At 72.0% G+C, this 19,790-nt stretch carries 18 protein-coding genes and 1 tRNA gene; 16 read left to right on the top strand and 3 right to left on the bottom strand.

The window, feature by feature from the left end; genetic code table 11:
* Nucleotides 1-50: 50 nt before the first annotated feature.
* The 6 genes from metG (at nt 51) to WD794_13665 (ending at nt 7,763) form a co-directional block, all read left to right on the top strand.
* A complete protein-coding gene (gene metG, locus WD794_13690; GenBank protein MEX2291362.1) occupies nt 51-1,841 on the top strand; it encodes a methionine--tRNA ligase in 1,791 nt (596 codons plus the stop codon).
* Nucleotides 1,842-1,932: 91 nt separating this feature from the next.
* Complete coding sequence (locus tag WD794_13685; GenBank protein ID MEX2291361.1) at nt 1,933-2,760, top strand: TatD family hydrolase; 828 nt, start codon at nt 1,933-1,935, stop codon at nt 2,758-2,760.
* A gap of 270 nt (nt 2,761-3,030) precedes the next feature.
* Nucleotides 3,031-4,194: a ubiquitin-like domain-containing protein gene (locus WD794_13680; protein MEX2291360.1), complete on the top strand. Its 1,164-nt coding sequence runs from the start codon at nt 3,031-3,033 to the stop codon at nt 4,192-4,194.
* Nucleotides 4,195-4,200: 6 nt separating this feature from the next.
* Entirely contained in the window at nt 4,201-5,040 is an 840-nt protein-coding gene (gene rsmA / locus WD794_13675; GenBank protein ID MEX2291359.1) for a 16S rRNA (adenine(1518)-N(6)/adenine(1519)-N(6))-dimethyltransferase RsmA, read from the top strand.
* A 27-nt stretch (nt 5,041-5,067) separates the two neighbouring features.
* Nucleotides 5,068-5,994, top strand: coding sequence for a 4-(cytidine 5'-diphospho)-2-C-methyl-D-erythritol kinase (locus WD794_13670; protein MEX2291358.1), 927 nt, complete (start codon nt 5,068-5,070; stop codon nt 5,992-5,994).
* The gene (locus WD794_13665) at nt 5,994-7,763 is read left to right on the top strand and encodes an ABC-F family ATP-binding cassette domain-containing protein (GenBank protein ID MEX2291357.1); all 1,770 of its coding nucleotides are present in this window, start codon (nt 5,994-5,996) and stop codon (nt 7,761-7,763) included. Before WD794_13670 ends, WD794_13665 begins: the two co-directional genes overlap by 1 nt.
* Nucleotides 7,764-7,783: 20 nt before the next feature.
* Here the strand turns inward: WD794_13665 and WD794_13660 are convergent, their stop codons facing one another.
* Together WD794_13660 and WD794_13655 are read right to left on the bottom strand one after the other, a co-directional pair.
* Nucleotides 7,784-8,395, bottom strand: a complete 612-nt coding sequence (locus WD794_13660; GenBank protein ID MEX2291356.1) for a TetR/AcrR family transcriptional regulator — start codon at nt 8,393-8,395, stop codon at nt 7,784-7,786.
* Nucleotides 8,396-8,457: 62 nt separating this feature from the next.
* On the bottom strand, nt 8,458-9,468 hold the full coding sequence (locus WD794_13655; GenBank protein ID MEX2291355.1) for an acyl-CoA desaturase: 1,011 nt from the start codon (nt 9,466-9,468) through the stop codon (nt 8,458-8,460).
* A gap of 119 nt (nt 9,469-9,587) precedes the next feature.
* On the opposite strand from WD794_13655, the gene WD794_13650 reads away from it, so the two are divergent.
* The 7 genes from WD794_13650 (at nt 9,588) to ehuA (ending at nt 15,377) form a co-directional block, all read left to right on the top strand.
* Nucleotides 9,588-9,658 (top strand) — tRNA-Gln (locus WD794_13650).
* Between the two features lie 111 nt (nt 9,659-9,769).
* The gene (gene glmU / locus WD794_13645) at nt 9,770-11,194 is read left to right on the top strand and encodes a bifunctional UDP-N-acetylglucosamine diphosphorylase/glucosamine-1-phosphate N-acetyltransferase GlmU (GenBank protein ID MEX2291354.1); all 1,425 of its coding nucleotides are present in this window, start codon (nt 9,770-9,772) and stop codon (nt 11,192-11,194) included.
* Complete coding sequence (locus WD794_13640; GenBank protein MEX2291353.1) at nt 11,191-12,168, top strand: ribose-phosphate diphosphokinase; 978 nt, start codon at nt 11,191-11,193, stop codon at nt 12,166-12,168. The genes glmU and WD794_13640 overlap by 4 nt, the downstream gene beginning before the upstream one ends.
* 181 nt (nt 12,169-12,349) lie before the next feature.
* Nucleotides 12,350-13,186: an ectoine/hydroxyectoine ABC transporter substrate-binding protein EhuB gene (gene ehuB / locus WD794_13635; protein MEX2291352.1), complete on the top strand. Its 837-nt coding sequence runs from the start codon at nt 12,350-12,352 to the stop codon at nt 13,184-13,186.
* A gap of 10 nt (nt 13,187-13,196) precedes the next feature.
* The gene (gene ehuC, locus WD794_13630) at nt 13,197-13,916 is read left to right on the top strand and encodes an ectoine/hydroxyectoine ABC transporter permease subunit EhuC (protein MEX2291351.1); all 720 of its coding nucleotides are present in this window, start codon (nt 13,197-13,199) and stop codon (nt 13,914-13,916) included.
* Nucleotides 13,913-14,566, top strand: a complete 654-nt coding sequence (gene ehuD, locus WD794_13625; protein ID MEX2291350.1) for an ectoine/hydroxyectoine ABC transporter permease subunit EhuD — start codon at nt 13,913-13,915, stop codon at nt 14,564-14,566. Before ehuC ends, ehuD begins: the two co-directional genes overlap by 4 nt.
* Nucleotides 14,567-14,612: 46 nt before the next feature.
* Nucleotides 14,613-15,377 (top strand): ectoine/hydroxyectoine ABC transporter ATP-binding protein EhuA, encoded by a 765-nt coding sequence (gene ehuA, locus WD794_13620; protein ID MEX2291349.1) that lies wholly within the window; start codon nt 14,613-14,615, stop codon nt 15,375-15,377.
* 15 nt (nt 15,378-15,392) lie between these two features.
* Here the strand turns inward: ehuA and WD794_13615 are convergent, their stop codons facing one another.
* A complete protein-coding gene (locus WD794_13615) occupies nt 15,393-16,757 on the bottom strand; it encodes a threonine/serine exporter family protein (GenBank protein ID MEX2291348.1) in 1,365 nt (454 codons plus the stop codon).
* Between the two features lie 169 nt (nt 16,758-16,926).
* Here WD794_13615 and WD794_13610 point away from each other — a divergent pair, with 169 nt between their 5' ends.
* Genes WD794_13610 through WD794_13600 form a run of 3 tightly spaced genes read left to right on the top strand, consistent with a single transcriptional unit; the run spans nt 16,927 to nt 19,699 of the window.
* Entirely contained in the window at nt 16,927-17,640 is a 714-nt protein-coding gene (locus tag WD794_13610) for a 50S ribosomal protein L25/general stress protein Ctc (GenBank protein MEX2291347.1), read from the top strand.
* Nucleotides 17,641-17,643: 3 nt separating this feature from the next.
* Entirely contained in the window at nt 17,644-18,225 is a 582-nt protein-coding gene (pth, locus tag WD794_13605; protein ID MEX2291346.1) for an aminoacyl-tRNA hydrolase, read from the top strand.
* A 1-nt stretch (nt 18,226) separates the two neighbouring features.
* A complete protein-coding gene (locus tag WD794_13600) occupies nt 18,227-19,699 on the top strand; it encodes a fused MFS/spermidine synthase (protein ID MEX2291345.1) in 1,473 nt (490 codons plus the stop codon).
* Nucleotides 19,700-19,790 lie beyond the last annotated feature (91 nt).

Genomic DNA, 19,790 nt, shown 5'->3' with positions numbered 1-19,790 from the left:
GGGGAAAGGGGAAACAGGCCGCCACGGCGGTACTGCGCCCCGGACTACCAATGTCCCGCGTCCTCACCGCCGTTGCCTGGCCGTACGCCAACGGCCCCCGCCACATCGGCCATGTCGCCGGCTTCGGGGTGCCGAGCGACGTCTTCAGCCGCTACTCCCGGATGGCCGGCCGCGACGTCCTCATGGTGAGTGGGACCGACGAGCACGGCACGCCGATCCAGGTCCAGGCCGACCGCGAGGGGGTGACGGCGCGCGAGCTCGCCGACCGCTACAACCGCGTGATCGCCGAGGACCTGCAGGGGCTCGGCCTGTCGTACGACCTGTTCACCCGCACCACCACGCGCAACCACTACTCGGTGGTGCAGACGCTGTTCACCTCCCTGTACGAGAACGGCTACGTGGTCGAGCGGTCCCAGCTGTCGGCGATCGACCCGTCCACCGGCCGCGGACTGCCGGACCGCTACGTCGAGGGCACCTGCCCGCTCTGCGGCTACGACGGCGCGCGCGGCGACCAGTGCGACAACTGCGGCCACCAGCTCGACTCCACGGACCTCGTCAACCCGCGCAGCAGGATCGACGGCAAGCCGCCGATCTTCGTCGAGAGCGCGCAGTTCTTCCTGGAGCTGCCGGCCTTCGCGGAGGCGCTCGGCGGGTGGCTGCAGGCCCGTACCGGCTGGCGGCCGAACGTCTTGAAGTTCAGCGCCAATCTGATCGCCGACCTCAAGCCGCGGGCGATCAGCCGCGACCTGGACTGGGGCGTGCCGATCCCGCTGCCGGGCTGGGCGGAGAATGCGAACAAGCGCCTCTACGTCTGGTTCGACGCGGTCATCGGCTACCTGTCGGCGAGCGTGGAGTGGGCCCGGCGTACCGGCGATCCCGATGCCTGGCGGCCGTTCTGGGACGGCAGCGCCGATGCCCGCTACTTCATGGGCAAGGACAACGTCGTCTTCCACTCCGTCATCTGGCCGGCGATCCTGCTCGGCGCGTCCGGAAAGCCGGCGGGGACGCCGGGACCGCTCGGCGAGCTGGCGCTGCCGACAGAGGTGGTGAGCAGCGAGTTCCTCACCATGGAGGGCCGCAAGTTCAGTTCTTCCCGGAGCGTCGTCATCTACGTGCGGGACGTGCTCGAGCGGTACGGCGCCGACCCGCTGCGCTACTACCTGTCGGTCGCGGGCCCGGAGTCCAGCGACACCGACTTCACCTGGGAGCAGTTCGTCACCCGCAACAACACCGAGCTGGTCGCGGGCTGGGGCAACCTGGTCAACCGGTCGCTGTCGCTGGTGCACAAGAACCTCGGCGCGATCCCGCCGGCGGGCGAGCTGCTGGGCGAGGACCAGCGGGTCCTGGCGGCGTCGCGGGAGGCGTTCGGAGCGGTCGGTGCGTTGCTGGACCGATCCCAGCAGAAGGCCGCGATCACCGAGGCCATGCGCGTGGTGGGTGAGGCGAACAAGTACCTGTCCGACCAGGCTCCGTGGAAGCTCAAGGACGACCCGGCGAGGCGGGACACGGTGCTGCACGTCGCGCTGCAGCTCGTCGACGACGCCAAGGCACTGCTCACTCCTTTCCTGCCGGAGAGCGCGAACGAGGTGCACCGGCTGCTCGGGCGCGACGGGACCTGGACCGGGATGCCGCAGCTGGTGGAGGTCGACGATCTCGACGGCGGCCCCGGCTACCCGGTGCTGAGGGGGGACTACGCCACCGCGGCGGTCTGGGCGTCCCGCCCGATCCAGGTGGGTCAGCCGATCGGCCCGCCGACGCCGATCTTCGCCAAGCTGGACCCGTCGGTGGTGGACGAGGAGCTGGCCCGCCTCGCCGCGGCGGCCGAGGTTCAGGCTCCGTGACGCCAGCGTCCTGCTCCACCCCGCGTACGGCTGTCCCCTCAGCAGGACGCAGGGCCTCAGCAGGACGCAGTGCCTCAGCAGGACGCAGGGCGTGAGTCGGGGCCACGGGCGCGCGGGTGAGCCGCCGCCGCTGCCGGAGCCGCTGGCCGTCCCGGTGCTGGACAGCCACGCCCACCTCGACCTGATGGACACCGACGTCGACGAGGCGCTGGCCGCCGCGCGCAGCGTCGGCATCGACACCGTCGTGCAGGTCGGCGTCGACCTGCAGTCCAGCCGCTGGTCGGCGCAGATCGCGAGCCGGTACGCCGACGTGCACGCGGCCGTGGCCATCCACCCGAACGAAGCCGGCCGCGGCGCCGCCACCGACGAGGCGCTGCGTGAGGTCGAGCAGCTCGCGGCGCTCCCGCAGGTGGTGGCCGTCGGTGAGACCGGGCTGGACCACTTCCGCACCGAGAGCGAGCAGGGACACCGGCTGCAGGAGGAGTCCTTCCGCGCGCACATCGCCATCGCCAAGCGCACCGGCACGGCGCTGGTGATCCACGACCGGGACGCCCACGACGACGTGGTCCGGGTGTTGCTGGCGGAGGGCGCACCGGACCGGGTGGTCTTCCACTGCTTCTCCGGCGGTGCCGCGCTGGCCCGCACCTGCGCGACCCACGGCTGGTGGATGAGCTTCGCCGGGCCGGTCACCTTCAAGGCCAACGACGGCCTGCGCGAGGCGGTCCGGGTGGCGCCGGCCGAGCTGCTGCTGGTGGAGACCGACGCGCCGTTCCTGACGCCGATGCCGTTCCGGGGACGGCCCAACTCCCCCTCCCTCGTGCCGCTGACGGTGCGCTCGATGGCGCAGACCAGGGGCGCGGACCTCGACCGGCTGTGCGCCACGATCGCCGACAACGGGCGGCGCGCCTTCGCACTGTGAGCCCGAGGTGACCGGTTTCACAACTTCGTCACAAGAACCGGGCTGACCTGCGTCTTTCCCCCCACTCGGGCAGCGAAAAGGGGTTGTAGAAGCTCCCGAACCCCCACTACAGGTTTGGCCGTCACGAGAACGCGACCTAGCGTCGTCGGCACAGAAGCCGGGATCGTGGAGGTCTGTCCGGTTGCACCGCTTCGGCCCGCCCCCCCCCGGGGGGGGGCCGAACAGCGCGTGCAGCCCCGCGTGCCCGGACCGCAAGCTGCTGGGAGCCCCGTGCCTGCTCATCCCCTGACCCTGTCCCGCTCCGCGCTGGCCGCCGCCGTGCGCCGTCCTCTCGTACCGCTCGTCCTCGGCCTGGTCCTGGCCGCCCTGCTCGCGACCGGATTCGCCTGGTCCGCCACCAGTCCGACCGTCCTGCTGTCCGTCGACGGCACCGAGCAGGAGGTCGACTTCCGCGGCGGCACCGTGGAGGACGTGCTGGCCGCCGCCGGCCTCGAGGCCGGGGAGCGTGACGTGCTCGTGCCGGCTGCCGGCACCCCGGTCGAGGACGGTGACCGGGTCGCCCTGCGCCGGGCCCGTGAGCTGACCCTCGTGGTGGACGGCAAGGAGCGCACGGTCTGGGTGACCGCCAGCTCGGTCGAGGAGGCGTTGGACCAGATCGGGCTGCGGAACGGCTCGCTGGCCCTGTCGGCCTCCCGGTCGCGCGAGCTGCCGCTCGACGGCTTCCGCCTGGCGGTGACCACGCCCAAGGACATCTCGATCCTCGCGGACAACGCCGTGCAGCCGCTCACCACCACCGCGGCCACCGTGCGCGACGCGCTCATGGAGGCGGGCATCTCGCTCGATGGCGACGACCGGATCTCCGACACCCGCAGCACGCCGGTGGCCCACCACATGGTCATCCGGGTCACCCGCGTCAGCACCGCGCGCACCACCGAGACGGTGCCGGTCGCGTTCAAGACCGAGCGCCGGGAGGACGGCGACCTGGTGAAGGGAGAGACCAGGACGCTGCGGGCCGGCAAGCCGGGCATGGTGCGTCGCACGGTCGAGACCGTCCATGCCGACGGCAAGCTGGAGAAGCGCAGCGTGGTCGCCAGCACGACGGTCTCCGCACCCGTGACGCGGGTGCTCGCCGTCGGCACGAAGGCCCGTCCGGCGCAGACCACCGGTAGCGCCCGCCGTGGCACGGGCAGCGCCGACGGCCTGAACTGGCCGGCGCTGGCCGACTGCGAGTCCGGCGGCAACCCCCGCGCGGTGAACCCGACCGGCAAGTACCGCGGCCTCTACCAGTTCTCGATGGAGACCTGGCGGGGCGTCGGCGGCTCGGGCGACCCGATCGACAACTCCGCCGGCGAGCAGACCTATCGCGCCAAGCTGCTCTACCAGCGTTCGGGCGCCGGCCAGTGGCCGCACTGCGGGAAGTACCTGTTCAGCTAGACATACCTGGTGGCTCTCCTCACCGCCGCCGACGTACGGGCGCTGGCCGACCGGCTCGACCTGCGCCCGACCAAGACCCTCGGGCAGAACTTCGTCATCGACCCCAACACCGTGCGGCGCCTGGTGCGCGTCGCCGGTGTCGGGGTCGACGACGTGGTGGTCGAGGTCGGCCCGGGGCTCGGCTCGCTGACGCTCGGGCTGCTCGAGGTCGCCGACCGCGTCGTGGCCGTCGAGATCGACCCGGTCCTCGCGAGGGAGCTCGCCGACACGGTCATCGCCCGGCTGCCGGAGCGGGCCGACCGGCTCGAGGTCGTCCTGCAGGACGCCCTGACGCTGGAGGCGGTGCCCGGCCCGGCGCCGACCGCGTTCGTGGCGAACCTGCCCTACAACGTCGCCGTCCCGGTCCTGCTGCGGCTGCTGGAGCACCTGCCGTCGCTGCGCAGCGGGCTGGTGATGGTGCAGGCCGAGGTCGCCGACCGGCTGGTCGCACCGCCGGGCAGCCGGACGTACGGCATCCCGTCGGTGAAGGCGGCCTGGTACGCCGAGGTGCGCCGGGCGGGCGCCGTCGGCCGGAGCGTCTTCTGGCCGGCGCCGCACGTCGACTCCGGGCTGGTCGCGTTCCGCCGCCGGGAGCCGCCGGCGGGCGACCGGCGAGCGACCTTCGCCGTCGTCGACGCGGCGTTCGCGCAGCGCCGCAAGACGCTGCGCGCCGCACTGGCCGGCTGGGCCGGTTCGGCCGCTGCCGCCGAGGCGCGGCTGCGGGCGGCCGGCATCGATCCCGGCGCCCGCGGCGAGGTGCTCGGTGTCGCCGACTTCGCCCGCCTGGCCGGCACCCCCGTAAGCTGAGACCTTCCGTCCTGAGATCTGGAGCCTGTGCTGTCTTCCCGCCGTACGCACGACCGCGTCACGGTGCGCGCGCCGGGCAAGATCAACCTGCACCTGTCGGTCGGCCGGCGCCGGCCGGACGGCTTCCACGACCTCACCACCGTCTTCCACGCCGTCGGGCTGTACGACGACGTCGAGCTGGTCCGGGCCGACCGCCTCACCGTGACCGTCACGGGGGAGGGGGCCGGGCTCGTGCCGCTCGACGGGAGCAACCTGGCCGTCCGCGCCATCCACCTGATCGCCGGTCACACCGGCCACGAGCCGACCCTGGAGGTGCGCATCCACAAGGGCATCCCCGTCGCCGGTGGCTGCGCAGGTGGCTCGGCCGACGCCGCAGCCGCCCTCGTGGGCTGCGACGCGCTGTGGGGGACGGCGCTGCCCAAGGACGAGCTGGCCGTGCTCGGTGCCCAGCTCGGCAGCGACGTGCCCTTCTCGCTGCACGGCGGCACCGCGCTCGGCACCGGCCGCGGTGAGCGGCTGACCGCCGTGCTCGGCCAGGGCAGCTACTCCTGGGTGCTCGCGCTGTCCGAGGGCGGCCTGTCCACCCCCGCCGTGTACGGCCAGCTCGACCGCCAGCGCGAGACCGGGCCGGTCGGGATCGTCCGGGACCCGGCCCACGTGCTGGCGGCGCTGCGCCAGGGAGACGCCGTGGCCCTCGGGCGGGCCCTCGACAACGATCTGCAGGCGGCGGCGCTGGTCCTGCAGCCGTCACTGCGGCAGTTGCTGGACACCGGCCGCGACCTCGGTGCGCTCGGCGTCGTCGTGTCCGGCTCCGGGCCAACGGTCGCGCTGCTCGCCCGCGACGACGGACACGCCGTCGCGCTGGCCTCGGCGCTCGACGGTCACGACGTCTGCGCGGCCGTGCGCCGGGCCGACGGGCCGGTCACCGGCGCGCGTGTGGTGGCGGCCGCCTGATGGCCGGTCCCGCGTCGCGCAACCTCGTCAACCTGGAGAACGTCACCGTCGCCCACGGCACCCGGCTGCTTCTGGATGCGGTGTCGCTCGGTGTCGCCGAGGGGGACCGGATCGGTGTCGTCGGCCGCAACGGCGGCGGGAAGACGACGTTGCTGAAGACGCTGTTCCGGGCCGAGGAGCCGCACTCCGGGCGGGTCACCCATACCAGCGGCCTGCAGGTCGGCGTGCTGACGCAGGACGTCCGGGTGGACACCGCGCTCACCGCCCACGCGGCGATCCTCGGCGCCACCGCGGAGCACACCTGGGCCGGCGACGCCCGGGTGCGCGAGGTGCTGGACGGCCTGGGGCTGCACGACATCGGCCTGGACAGCGTGATCGGCACGATGTCCGGCGGTGAGCGCCGCAGGGTGGCGCTGGCCGCGCTCCTGGTGCAGGAGTGGGACCTGCTCGTGCTCGACGAGCCGACCAACCACCTCGACGTCGAGGGTGTCGCCTGGCTGGCGAACCACCTGAAGGGTCGGTCCTCGAGCCAGGCCCACCTCGTCGTCACGCACGACCGCTGGTTCCTCGACGAGGTCAACACCACCACGTGGGAGGTGCACGACGGAGTCGTCGACTCCTACGACGGCGGCTACTCCGCGTACGTCCTGGCCCGCGCCGAGCGGGACCGGATGGCCTCGACCGCCGAGCAGAAGCGCCTGCAGCTGGTGAAGAAGGAGCTGGCCTGGCTGCGGCGTGGCCCGCCCGCCCGTACCAGCAAGCCGCAGTTCCGGATCGACGCGGCCAACGCTCTGATCGCCGACGAGCCGCCGGCCCGCGACGACATCGCGCTGCAGCGGTTCTCCGCCGCGCGCCTCGGCAAGACGGTGTACGAGCTGCACGGCGTCTCGCTGGCCTTCGGCAAGAAGGTGCTCCTCGAGGGTGTCGACTGGAACATCGGCCCGGGCGACCGGGTCGGCATCGTCGGGGTGAACGGCGCGGGCAAGTCCACGCTGCTCCGGCTGCTGGTCGGCCAGCAGCCGCCCGACAGCGGCCGGGTGGTCGTCGGCCAGACGGTCAAGCCGGCCTACCTGTCCCAGGAGGTGGCTGAGCTCGACCCGTCCCTGCGGGTGCTCGAGGCGGTCGAGCAGGTCGCCAAGGTCGTCGACCTCGGTGGGGGCAAGACGATCGGTGCCTCGTCGCTGGCGGACCGCTTCGGCTTCACGGGGAACGCCCAATGGACCCGCGTCGGCGACCTGTCCGGCGGGGAACGGCGGCGGCTGCAGATCCTGCGGCTGCTCATGGGCGAGCCCAACGTGATCCTGCTCGACGAGCCGACCAACGACCTCGACATCGACACCCTCAACGCGCTCGAGGACCTGCTCGACGGCTGGCCCGGGACGCTGATCGTGGTCAGCCACGACCGCTACTTCCTCGAGCGGGTCACCACCGTGACCGCCTCGCTGATGGGCGACGGCAGCGTGGCGGCGCTGCCGGGCGGCGTGGAGGAGTACCTCGTCAAGCGGGTGAAGTCGGCCCCGGCCACGGCGCCGAAGTCCAGGAGCGGCGGCGCCGGTGACCCGCGGGCGGCCAGGAAGGAGCTGTCCCGCGTCGAGCGCGAGATCGGTCGGCTCGACAAGCGCTCGGCGGAGCTCGAGGCGCAGCTGGCCGCCCAGGCAACCGACTTCCAGGCGGTCGCGGCGCTGGACGAGCAGCTGCGGGCGGTGCAGGCCGACAAGGCGGCACTCGAGGACAGCTGGCTGGAGCTGTACGAGGCCGCCGAAGGCTGAGGCCGTGCTACGCCGCCTTCCTACGAAGGTGCAGCCCGTCCGGTGCTCAGCACCGGCGTGGCCTCCAGCCCGGACAGGCCGTTCCAGGCGAGGTTCACCAGGTGGGCGGCCACCTCGTCGCGTCCCGGGGAGCGGTTGTCCAGCCACCACTGGCCGACCAGTGCGACCTGGCCGACCAGCGCCTGGGAGTAGAGGCCGGCCAGCGTGGTCTGGAAGCCGCGGGCGGCGAACTCCGCCGCCAGGATGTGCTCGACCCGCGCCGCGATGTCGCTGATGATCGTGGCGAAGCCGCCGCTGTCGGCCAGCGGTGCAGGGGACTCCCGCACCAGGATGCGAAACCCGTCGGGCTGGTCCTCCACGTAGCTGAGCAGCGCGAGGGTCGCCTGCTCCAGCAGCCGGCGTGGCGAGTCGGCCGTCAGTGCCGTGGTGAAGCTGGTCAGCAGGCGCTGCACCTCGCGGTCCACGACAACGGCGTACAGCCCCTCCTTGCCGCCGAAGTGCTGGTACACGACGGGTTTGGAGACCCCGGCGCGCAGCGCGACCTCCTCCACGCTGGTGCCGTCGAAGCCGCGCTCGGCGAACAGTGCACGGCCGACGTCGAGCAGCTGCTCGCGCCGCTGGGTGCCGGTCATGCGGATCCGGCGGACCGGCGCGGGGTTGCTCACCCCCGCAGTCTGACGCGCCCGGGCGCCGGTCAGCTGCTCGTGGTGGCGCGCCGCGCATCCAGGCGCTCCGGCTTCGGCCAGCGGACGTCGCAGGCCCACCCCAGCTTCTCCAGGCCGCGGATCAGCTCGGCGCTGGTGTCGACCTGCCAGCGGTCGACGCCGTGCCGTGCGGCGGTCGGATCGGCGTGGTGCAGGTTGTGCCAGGATTCGCCCATCGAGATGAGTGCGAGCGGCCAGACGTTGCGGGACTGGTCGCGGGTGGTGAACGGCCGCTCCCCGAAGGCGTGGCAGATCGAGTTGATGGACCAGGTCACGTGGTGCAGCACCGCGACGCGGACCAGGCTGGCCCAGAAGAAGGCGGTGGCGGCGCCGTACCAGAAGCCGTCACCCGCCGCGGCCGCCCACGCGCCGCCGAGCACGGCCGGCAGGCCGAGCGAGAGCAGGACCCAGACCGGGAAGAGCCGGTTGACCCGGTGGACGGCGCGGTCGGCGAGCAGGTCCGGGGCGAAGCGCTGCTGGTCGGTCTGCTCGACGTCGAACAGCCAGCCGACGTGGGCGTGCCACAGGCCCTTGCACAGGGCCCGGAAGCTGGTGCCGTAGCGCCAGGGGCTGTGCGGGTCGCCCTCACGGTCCGAGAAGGCGTGGTGCCGGCGGTGGTCGGCGACCCACCGGGTGACCGGGCCCTCGATCGCCATCGAGCCGGCGACGGCCAGTCCGATCCGCACCGGGCGCGGGGCCTTGAACGAGCCGTGCGTGAAGTAGCGGTGGAAGCCGACGGTGATGCCGTGGCCGGTGAGGGCGTAGAAGACGGTGCTCAGCACGACGTCGCGCCAGGACAGGCCGCTGCCCCACACGACGAAGCCGCTGGCGACGACCGCGAGCAGCGGCACGACGATGAAGGCGCCGAGCGCGACCTGCTCGAGGCGGGCCCACAGCCGGGTGCGGGGCAGGTCCTGCAGCGGCCGGGCCTCATCGGCGTCGTACTCGATCGTCGTGACGGGGGCGTCCACTGGCGCAAAGGCGGTCCGGGAAGCAGGCAACGGGGGTCCTCAGGGGCAGGAAGGCTGGCTACGCCACCGTAAGCTACGCCTCCGTAACCTGGCCAGTCGCGGGACAGGGCATCATGGGCGGGCTGCCGCCGCGCAGCCAGCATGATCCTTCCCGGGTCGTCTAGGGGCAGGACAAGGGACTTTGAATCCCTGAACGGAGGTTCGATTCCTCCCCCGGGAGCGCTCGCCCGTCGGGCCGGACGCCGTCGGCTGCGCCGGCTGCCGGCAGCTGCGTCGGTAGACTCCGGTCGCCGGGTTCTCCGGTGTCCACCCCAGCCCGCGAGGAGCCTTCGTGACCGACGCGCGCCTTGCCGCCGTCGTCGTCCTCGCCGCAGGCGAGGGCACCCGGATGAGAAGTGCGACGACGCCGAAGGTGCTGCACCCGCTCTGCGGCCGCACCATGCTCGGCCACGTCGTCGCCACCGCGCGGGCCCTGCAGCCCGAGCACCTCGTCGTGGTCGTCGGCCACGGCCGCGAGCAGGTGACGGCCCACCTGCGCCAGATCGACAGCAGCGCCCGACCTGTCGTGCAGGAGCAGCAGAACGGCACCGGCCATGCCGTCCGCGTCGCCCTCGCCGCTCTGCCCGAGCTCACCGGCACCGTGCTCGTCGTCCCGGGCGACGCGCCGCTGCTGACCCCGCAGACACTCGCCGCACTGGTCACCGAACACGACGTCGCGGGTGCGGCGACCACCCTGCTCACGGCACAGGTCGACGACCCGACCGGCTACGGCCGGGTCGTGCGCAGCGGAGGCTCGGTCACGGCCGTGGTGGAGCACAAGGACGCCGACGAGGCGATCCGGGCGATCGGCGAGGTCGCCACGAGTGTCTACGCCTTCGACGCCGCCGCCTTGAGCCGGAGCCTGCAGCAGCTGACGACCGGGAACGCCCAGGGTGAGGAGTACCTCACCGACGTCGTCGCCCTCCACCGGGCGGCCGGCCTTCCCGTTGCCGCGCACGTCGCGGCGGACCCCGGCGAGACGATGGGCGTCAACGACCGGGTCCAGCTGTCCGAGGCCCGCCGGCTGCTGCGCGACCGGGTCGTCGCGCGGCACCAGCGCGCGGGCGTCACGGTGATCGACCCGCTCACGACCTGGATCGACGTCGACGTCGAGATCGCGCCGGACGTCACCGTCCACCCCGGCACCCAGCTGCACGGTCGTACGACCATCGCCGCCGGTGCCCGGATCGGCCCCGACAGCACCCTCACCGACACGATGGTGGGTGAGGGCGCAAGCGTCGTCCGCGCCCAGTGCGAGGCAGCGGTCCTCGGGCCCGAGGCGACGGTCGGTCCGTACACCTACCTGCGGCCCGGCAGCACGCTCGGCCGGGGCGCCAAGGCCGGCGGATTCGTCGAGGTCAAGAACAGCCGGATCGGCGACGGCAGCAAGGTGCCGCATCTGTCCTACGTCGGTGACGCGACGATCGGCGACCGCAGCAACATCGGTGCGGCGACCGTCTTCGTGAACTACGACGGTCAGGCCAAGCACCCGACCGTCGTCGGCGACGACGTGCGGGTCGGCAGCGACACGATGCTGGTCGCACCCGTCACCATCGGCGACGGCGCCTACACCGCCGCCGGGTCCGTCATCACCGAGGACGTGCCCGAGGGGGCGCTGGGCGTCGGCCGGGCCAGGCAGCGCAACATCGACGGGTGGGTCGCGCGCCGGCGCGGCCGTACCGGCAGCGGCACCGACCAGGGGAAGCAGCAGTCATGAGCGGCATCACGATCTCGAGCAGCAAGAACCTCATGTTGTTCTCCGGGCGCGCCTTCCCCCAGCTGGCCGAGGAGGTCGGCCGTGGGCTCGGGGCAGCGCCGACGCCGACCAGCGCGTACGAGTTCGCCAACGGCGAGATCTTCGTGCGTTTCGAGGAGTCGGTGCGCGGATCGGACGCCTTCGTGGTGCAGAGCGTCACGACACCGGTCAACACCTGGATCATGGAGACGCTGCTCATGGTCGACGCGCTCAAGCGGGCGTCGGCGAAGCGGATCACCGTGGTGATGCCTTTCTACCCCTACGCCCGCCAGGACAAGAAGCATCGCGGTCGCGAGCCGATCAGCGCCCGCCTGGTCGCCGACATGTTCAAGACAGCCGGCGCGAACCGGCTGATGACCGTGGACCTGCACACTGCGCAGATCCAGGGTTTCTTCAACGGGCCGGTGGACCACCTGTTCGCGCTGCCGCTGCTGGCCGACCACGTCGAGCAGCAGTGGGGCGACCGCGACCTCGTGGTGGTCTCGCCGGATGCCGGCCGGGTCCGCGTCGCCGAACGCTGGACCGACCGGCTGGGGTGCGGCCTGGCGATCATCCACAAGCGGCGCGATCCCAACGTCCCCAACGAGGCCAAGGTCGGCGAGGTCGTCGGCCAGGTCCGCGGCAAGACCTGCATCCTGGTCGACGACATGATCGACACCGGCGGGACCATCACCAAAGCCGCCGAGTTGCTGTTCGAGAACGGCGCCGCCGAGGTCATGGTCGCCGCCACCCACGGGGTGTTGTCCGGTCCCGCGATGGACCGCCTGAAGAACAGCCGCATCGGCTCGGTCGTCGTCACGAACACGCTGCCGATCGCGGATGACCAGCGCTTCGACGCGCTGACGGTGCTGTCGATCGCGCCGCTGATCGCCCGGGCCATCCGGGAGGTCTTCGAGGACGGGTCGGTGACGAGCCTGTTCGACGGCGCCGCCTAGCACATCCGACAGGTGATGTCACCGCCGGGCAGGATGCGCATTCTTGGTACCGTGCCCCCTCGAACCCGGACGACAGTCTCGACGCGGCACCGGCTGGTGTCCACGACGGAAGGACCTCACCGTGGCGACGCACAGGACCCGATCGAACGTTCTCCGGTGTAGGCCGGCGGTGGCGCTGGGGGTGGCCGCCGCACTGAGCCTGGTCGCCGGGTGCAGCAGTGTCGACAGCAGCGGGGAGGGCTCGCTGCTCGACACCGTCAAGGAACGCGGCTCGATCAACGTCGGCTTCGCCGGCGAGAAGCCCTACGCCTACAAGGAGGGCAACGAGCTGCTCGGGCAGGCGCCCGCGGTGCACAAGGCGATCTATGAAGAACTCGGCATCAACGAGCTCAACGGCACCCAGGTGGACTTCGGGCAGCTCATCCCGGGGCTGAAGGCCGGACGCTTCGATGTCGTGGCCGCAGGCATGTTCATCCTGCCCGAGCGCTGCGCCGAGGCCGACTTCTCCGAGCCGGTCTACATCGCCCCCAACGCCTTCCTCGTCCCGGCGGGCAACCCGAAGAAGATCTCCGACTTCGAGTCGGTGGCGAGCAGTGACAGCAAGGTGGGTGTCCTGCCCGGCGCGGTCGAGGGGATCTACGCGCAGAAGACCGGTACTCCGCAGAACCGGATCGTGGAGGTCTCCAGCCAGCGGGACGGTCTGGCTGCCCTCAAGGCGGGCCGGATCGACGCGCTGGCGATCACCAGCATCTCGCTGAACCGCCTGCTCCAGGACAGCCCGGACAGCGGCGTGGAGATCACCGAGGCGTTCGTTCCGGTGATCGACGGCGAGGAGCAGATCGGCGCCGGCGGCGCGGTCTTCCGCAAGGGCGACGACGAGCTGCGCGAGGCCTTCAACGCCGAGCTGAACAAGCTGCGGGAGAGCGGCCGGCTGCTCGAGCTGATCGAGCCGTACGGCTTCGGCCCGGAGACCATCCCGCCCGACGACCTGACGACCGAGCAGCTCTGCCAGAGCTGAGCTGGGGGTCGTGGACGCACTCGCCGACTTCGGCCCCTGGGTCGAGGCGCTGCTCCAGGGCATCTGGCTCACGGTCCTCGTCACCGCTGTCAGTGCCGCGTGTGCCCTGGTCGTCGCCTTCGTCCTCGGGCTGATGGCCGGGGCGCCCGGGCGGCTGCCCCGGACGCTGTCCCGCATCGTGGTGGAGTTCTTCCGCGGGACGTCGCTGTTCGTACAGCTGTACTGGCTGTACTTCGTGCTGCCCCAGCTCGGCTACCGGCTGGACGCCTTCGCGATCGCGGTGCTCGCCTTCGCGATGAATTTCGGTGCGTACGGCTCCGAGGTCGTACGTGGAGCGGTGAACGCCGTGCCGAAGCCGCAGCGGGAGGCGACGATCGCTCTGAACATGACGCCGTACCAGCGGATGCGGCTGGTGATCCTCCCGCAGGCCGTCGTCGGGATGATCCCGCCGTTCGGGAACCTGCTGATCCAGCTGCTCAAGAGCACCCCCCTGGTCTTCACGATCACGCTGGTCGACGTGATGGCGGTCACCAAGTCCTACCGCGACTCCGAGGGCAACACGTTCTTCATCTTCACCCTGGCGCTGGGCATCTACTTCGTGCTGGCATACCTGACGACGCTGCTGATGAGTGCGCTGGAGCGCCGGGCCAAGGCCCGGATCGGGCAGCCGGCGCCACCGCGTCGCGGCCTGCTGTCCTGGACGGCCGGAGTGCAGGGTGAGGTCCGGTGATCTGGAACTGGGAGTACGCCGCCGACATCCTGCCGGTGCTGCTCGAGCACTTCGTACGCTACTCACTGGTGGCGACCCTGCTCGGATCGGTGCTCGCCGCCGTTCTCGGGCTGGTCTTCGCGATCGTCCGTTACGTGCGCGTCCCCGTGCTCGCGCCGCTCACCACCGGCTTCATCGAGTTCGTCCGGAGCACCCCGCTGCTGGTGCAGCTGTTCTTCCTGTTCTACGTGCTGCCCGGCTTCGGTATCACGATGTCACCGCTCGTGACCGGTGTGCTCGCCCTCGGGGTGCACTACGCCTGCTACTACGCCGAGGTCTATCGCGCCGGCATCGACGGGGTGCCCAAGGGGCAGTGGGAGGCCACGACCGCGCTGTCGATCCCGGCGCGTTACACCTGGCAGAACATCGTGCTGCCACAGGCACTGCGCCGCGTGCTGCCGGCCCTGGGCAACTACGCCGTGTCGATGTTCAAGGAGACGCCGTTCCTCGCCCTGATCACGGTGCCGGAGCTGGTCCAGACGGCGTCCTCACTCGGCTCGCGGAACTTCCGCTACATCGAGCCGTTCACGATCGCCGGGCTGATCTTCCTGCTCGCGAGTTATCCGACCGCCCTCGCCCTGCGCAAGATGGAGAACCGCCTTGGCCAGTGACACCGCCCCCGATCAGGTCGCCGGTCCCACGCCGGCCGGCGAGCCGATCATCCGCTTCGACAAGGTCGTCAAGCGCTTCGGCGACCTCGTCGTGCTCCGGGACCTCGACTTCAGCGTCGCGCCCGGTGAACGGGTCACCCTCATCGGTCCCAGCGGCTCCGGGAAGACGACCATCCTGCGCCTGCTGATGACCCTCGAGAAGCTCGACGGCGGTGTCATCTGGGTCGAGGGAAAGCCGCTGTGGCACATGCAGCGCAAGGGCAAGCTCGTCCCGGCGAACGAGAAGCACCTGCGCCAGGTGCGGAAGAAGATCGGGATGGTCTTCCAGCAGTTCAACCTCTTCCCGAACCTGTCGGTGCTGCGCAACATCACCGAGGCTCCGGTGCACGTGCTGGACGTCGACCGGGACAAGGCCGAGCAGCGGGCGCGGGAGCTGCTGGAGATGGTCGGCCTGGCGGACAAGGCCGACGCCCACCCGACCCAGTTGTCCGGTGGGCAGCAGCAGCGGGTGGCGATCGCCCGGGCGCTGGCGATGGACCCCGACATCCTGCTGCTCGACGAGGTGACCTCGGCGCTGGACCCGGAGCTGGTCGCGGACGTGCTCAACGTGCTGCGCGACGTGGCCCAGACCACGAACATCACCATGCTCATCGTCACCCACGAGATGGGCTTCGCGCGCGACGTCTCGAATCGGGTGCTGATGTTCGACAGCGGCCAGATCATCGAGGAGGGGCCGCCGGACAAGATCTTCACCGAGCCGGAGAACGAGCGCACGCAGTCGTTCCTGCGGGCGGTGCTCGACTCGTCGTGAACTCCAGAGCCAGTGCTACTTACGGCGCCAGCGCAGCGGTCCGGCCATGCGGGGTCCGACGATCCGCCGCTCGAACCGCTCCACCTCGCGTCGCGCCGGCTGGGCGAGGAACTCGCCGAGGATGGCCCCGGCCGCCAGTGCCAGCCCGATCGTGACCGCCTGGCTCAGCAGCAGGATGCCGGCGCTGCTGTTTCCGTCGGCGAGATAGAGCATGCCGCGGTAGATCGTGAGGCCGGGGACCAGCGGGATGATCCCCGCCGCGACATAGATCAGCGGCGGCGCGTGCTGTCGGTCGGCGAACGCGAAGGACCCGAAGCCGACGAAGACCGCGGCCAGGGCGGTGGACAGGGCCACGTCGAGCCCGTACTCGTCGAGCAGCCGGAACACCGCCCAGCCCATGGCCCCGGCCAGGCCGGCCGTCGGGAGCGTGCGGCGCGGAGCGTAGGAGGCTCCGGCTGCAGCAGCGGCCGCGACGCCCGCCGCGAGGAACTGCACGGGCACCTGACCGAGCCCGGTCACCGGCGGCTGGTTGATGGCCAGCCGGACGCCGAAGCTGTCGGCCAGGGACAACACACCGGCGACGCCGCTCACGATGCCGGCGGTGAGCACGAAGACCTCGAAGGCCCGGGCACTGGCCGTCAGCAGGAAGCCGGTGATCGCGTCCTGCACCGACCCCACGAGCGTCACGCCGGGGAGCAGGAGCACCAGCCCGCCGGCGACCACGAGGGACGGGCGCACGTTCACGTCGGCGGCGGTGAGGACGACGGCGACCCCGGTCACCAACGCCGCACCGGCGGCGTTGGCGTAGAAGTCCGGCACCAGTCGCCGGGTCAGCATGAAGGTGAGCCGGTCCACCGCCGCGGTGGTGGCGAAGGCGATGAGGGCGACCAGCAGTCCGCCGCCGAGCAGCACGGCGATGGCGGTGGCCAGCAGTGCGCGGAACGCCGTGACTACCCAGCGTCGGTAGGGGTGCCGCCGGGCGCGGATCTCGTCCAGCCGCGCCATCGCCTCCTCCGGCCGGGTCAACCCGTCGACCAGGTCACCCACCAGGTTGTGGATCTCCGTCACCCGGGTGTAGTCGGTGGTGCGCGCCTGGACCAGCCGCACGCTCGTCACGGGCGCCACGTCGGGCGCGCGGACATAGCTGAGGGTGATCGAGGTGAAGGTGACCTCGCAGACCACGTGACGCAGCCCGCAGGCGTGCGCGAGGCCCATCGTGGTCGCGGTGACGTCCGAGGCGCCGGCACCGCCGGACAGCAGGATCTCTCCGGCCCGCAGGGCGAAGTCGAGAACGCGATAGGCCTCACGCTCGTCCGGCTCGGGAAGGTGGACCGGCTCCTGCCCCAGCTTGCCCGGCCTGCGCCGCCGCCCAGCGACCACCGTTGTCCCCCCGCGTCGTCTCGTGCGTGCGACCTGCCTCGCAGGCTACGGTCGCAGACCTGGACCGGTGGGCAGCCGCGGCCCGGTCGGAGCCGGTGCGGGCTCCGGCTAGACTCGTCCACTGCGCAGTCGCGCCCCATACCTGAACCACCGTTCGAGGAGTCCCGCTGTGTCCGAGGTCCGCATCGCCGCCGAACCCCGCACCGAGTTCGGCAAGGGCCCGTCGCGGCGGATCCGCCGGGCCGACAAGGTGCCAGCCGTGCTCTACGGGCACGGTGACGCGCCGCGGCACTTCTCGCTCCCGGGCCACGAGCTGATGCTCGCCCTCAAGCATGACGCCAACGCGCTGCTGACGCTGCAGACCGAGGACGGCGACCAGCTGGCGCTGCCGAAGGCCATCGTGCGCGACCCGATCAAGGGGTTCCTCGAGCACGTCGACCTGGTCGCCGTCCGCAAGGGCGAGAAGGTCACCGTCGACATCCCGGTCCAGCTCACGGGTGACGCCGCTCCGGACACACTCGTCGACCAGCAGAACCTGACGCTCACCGTCACTGCCGAGGCGACCCACATCCCGGAGCATCTCGAGCTCGACATCAGCGGCCGGCGCGTCGGCGACAGCCTCACCGCCGGCGACGTCCCGCTGCCGTCCGGCACCGAGCTCGCGCAGGATTCCACGTACGTCGTCGTGGCCTTCCTCGGGGTCGTGTCCGAGGAGCAGCTCGAGGCCGAATTGGCCGAGGCCGAGGCCGAGCTCGGTGCGGGCGCCGCCGCTGCCGAAGTCGCCGAGGAGGACGTCGAGGTCGGCTCCGAGAGCGACCGGGCCGGCGAGGGTGACGAGGTCGGCGAGACCGCCGCGCCGAAGTCCGAGACGCCCGCCGAGTAGCGGGTGCCGGACGGCCGCTGGCTCGTCGTCGGCCTCGGCAATCCCGGGCCGTCCTACGCCGGGAACCGGCACAACGTCGGCTTCATGGTCCTTGACCTGCTGGCCGACCGGCTGGGCGGCAGGTTCAAGGCCCACAAGGGCCGGGCCGACCTCGTCGAGGGCAGGCTGGCCGATCAGCCGGCGGTGCTGGCCAAACCCAAGACCTACATGAACCTCTCGGGCGGCCCGGTCGCGGCCCTGCGCGACTGCTTCAAGGTGCCGGTCGAGCGGATCGTCATCGTGCACGACGAGCTCGACATCCCGTACGGCACCCTGCGTCTCAAGCGCGGCGGCGGCGACAACGGACACAACGGCCTGCGGTCGATCACCACGTCGATCGGCAGTCGGGAGTACCTCCGGGTGCGCGTGGGCATCGGCCGGCCGCCCGGTCGGCAGGACCCGGCCGACTACGTGCTGAAGGACTTCGCCGCGGGAGAGAAGAAGGAGCTCGGTGTCCACGTCGACCGGGCCGCCGATGCCGCCGAGGCGCTGCTGGCCGGGCCGCTCGAGGCCGCCCAGAACGTCTTCCACGTCGACGTGCCCTGACATGCCAGCCCCGCTGGCCGTCTTCCTCGTCCTGCTGACCTCCGCGGCGGTGCTGGTCCTCGAGATCCTCGTCAGCCGCCTGGTGGCGCCCTATGTCGGGTTGACGCTCGAGACCTACACGGCCGCGATCGGGGTGGCGCTGGCTGCCATCGCCGCCGGCTCCGCACTCGGTGGCCGGCTGGCCGACCGGGTCGACCCGCGCCGCTGGCTCGGCCTGGCCACGGCCCTCGGCGGTGGGCTCGTGCTCGCCGCCCGGCCCACCGTCTTCGCCGTCGGCGACACCTTCCGCGGGCTCGGCCCGGTCGGCACCGTCTTCCTCGTCCTGCTCGCGGTCGCGCCGGCTGCGCTGGTGCTGTCGCTCGTGCCGCCGGGCGTCGTCAAGCTGCGCCTGCGGACGCTGGCGGAGACCGGCTCGACGGTCGGCCGGCTGTCGGCCACCGGCACGCTCGGTGCGCTGGCCGGCACCTTCCTCACCGGCTTCGTGCTGCTCTCCGCCTTGCCGACCTCGAGGTTGTTGCTGCTCACCGGCGGGGTGCTGCTCGTTGCCGGCATCGCCGGCATGGTCGTCCTGCGCGGCCCGCACCTCCCGCTGGCCGCCGCCGTGGTGCTCGCGGCGGTGACAGCGTCCTGGCTGGTCCTGGCCGACGGTCCCTGCCAGTACGAGACGCGTTACTACTGCGCGACGGTGGAGGCGGACACCGCCCGCGACGGCGGCCGGGTGCTGGTCCTGGACGGCTTGCGCCACTCCTACGTCGACCTCGGCGAGCCCGAGCACCTGGAGTTCCGCTACACCCAGCGCATCGCCGACGCGATCACCCAGCAGCCGGCAGGCCCGCTCACCGCACTGCACCTCGGCCTCGGGGGCGGGTCGCTCCCGCGTCACCTCGCCGCGGTGCGCCCAGGCTCCCGCAGCACCGTGCTCGAGGTCGATCCGGGCATCCCGGAGATCGGCCGGGCGCGGCTGGGCCTGCGCGACGTGCCGGGGCTGTCCGTCGTCGTCGGCGACGCCCGCACCTCCATCGCGGCCCAGCCGGCCGGTGCGTACGACGTGGTCGTGGGCGACGCGTTCGGCAGCCTGGCGGTGCCCTGGCACCTCACGACGGCGGAGATGGTCGCCGAGGTCCGCCGGGTGCTGCGACCGGGTGGCGTCTATGCGCTGAACGTCATCGACTTCCCGCCGATGTCGTTCGCGCGGGCCGAGACGGCGACGCTGCTGGCCGCCTTCGCCGACGTGGCGGTGCTCGCGCCGCCGGCGACCGTGGCCGGGCAGACGGGCGGCAACCTGGTGCTCGTCGCGACCGACGGTGAGCTGGACCGCGCGGCGCTGGCCGGCCGGGCCGCTGCCCGGGGGGAGCCCGGCTCCGTGCACGCCGGCGACGCCGTGCCGGAGTTCGCGGCCGGGGCACGGATCCTGACCGACGACGACGCGCCGGTCGACCAGCTGCTGACGCCCTACAGCCCGTCCCGCGGCTGACGGCGTCCCACAGGGGTGCACCCCGGGCGGACGTAACCTGTAGCCGGCGCCGCGAGGCGCCCGACCCCGGGCCTGCCGGCCGCAGGGGCCT

This window comes from Mycobacteriales bacterium (assembly GCA_040902655.1).
In the GTDB taxonomy this organism is placed as follows: domain Bacteria; phylum Actinomycetota; class Actinomycetes; order Mycobacteriales; family SCTD01; genus SCTD01.
The sequence above is the reverse complement of the archived record's forward strand: the minus strand, read 5'-3'. Positions and strand labels throughout refer to the sequence as shown.

Excerpts from the sequence above, each read along its gene's own strand:
- WD794_13665 (MEX2291357.1), top strand. The coding sequence starts at position 5,994 with ATGGCCGGTCCCGCGTCGCGCAACCTCGTCAACCTGGAGAACGTCACC.
- WD794_13600 (MEX2291345.1), top strand. The coding sequence starts at position 18,227 with ATGCCAGCCCCGCTGGCCGTCTTCCTCGTCCTGCTGACCTCCGCGGCG.
- WD794_13640 (MEX2291353.1), top strand. The coding sequence starts at position 11,191 with ATGAGCGGCATCACGATCTCGAGCAGCAAGAACCTCATGTTGTTCTCC.
- WD794_13660 (MEX2291356.1), bottom strand. The coding sequence starts at position 8,395 with ATGACCGGCACCCAGCGGCGCGAGCAGCTGCTCGACGTCGGCCGTGCA.
- metG (MEX2291362.1), top strand. The coding sequence starts at position 51 with ATGTCCCGCGTCCTCACCGCCGTTGCCTGGCCGTACGCCAACGGCCCC.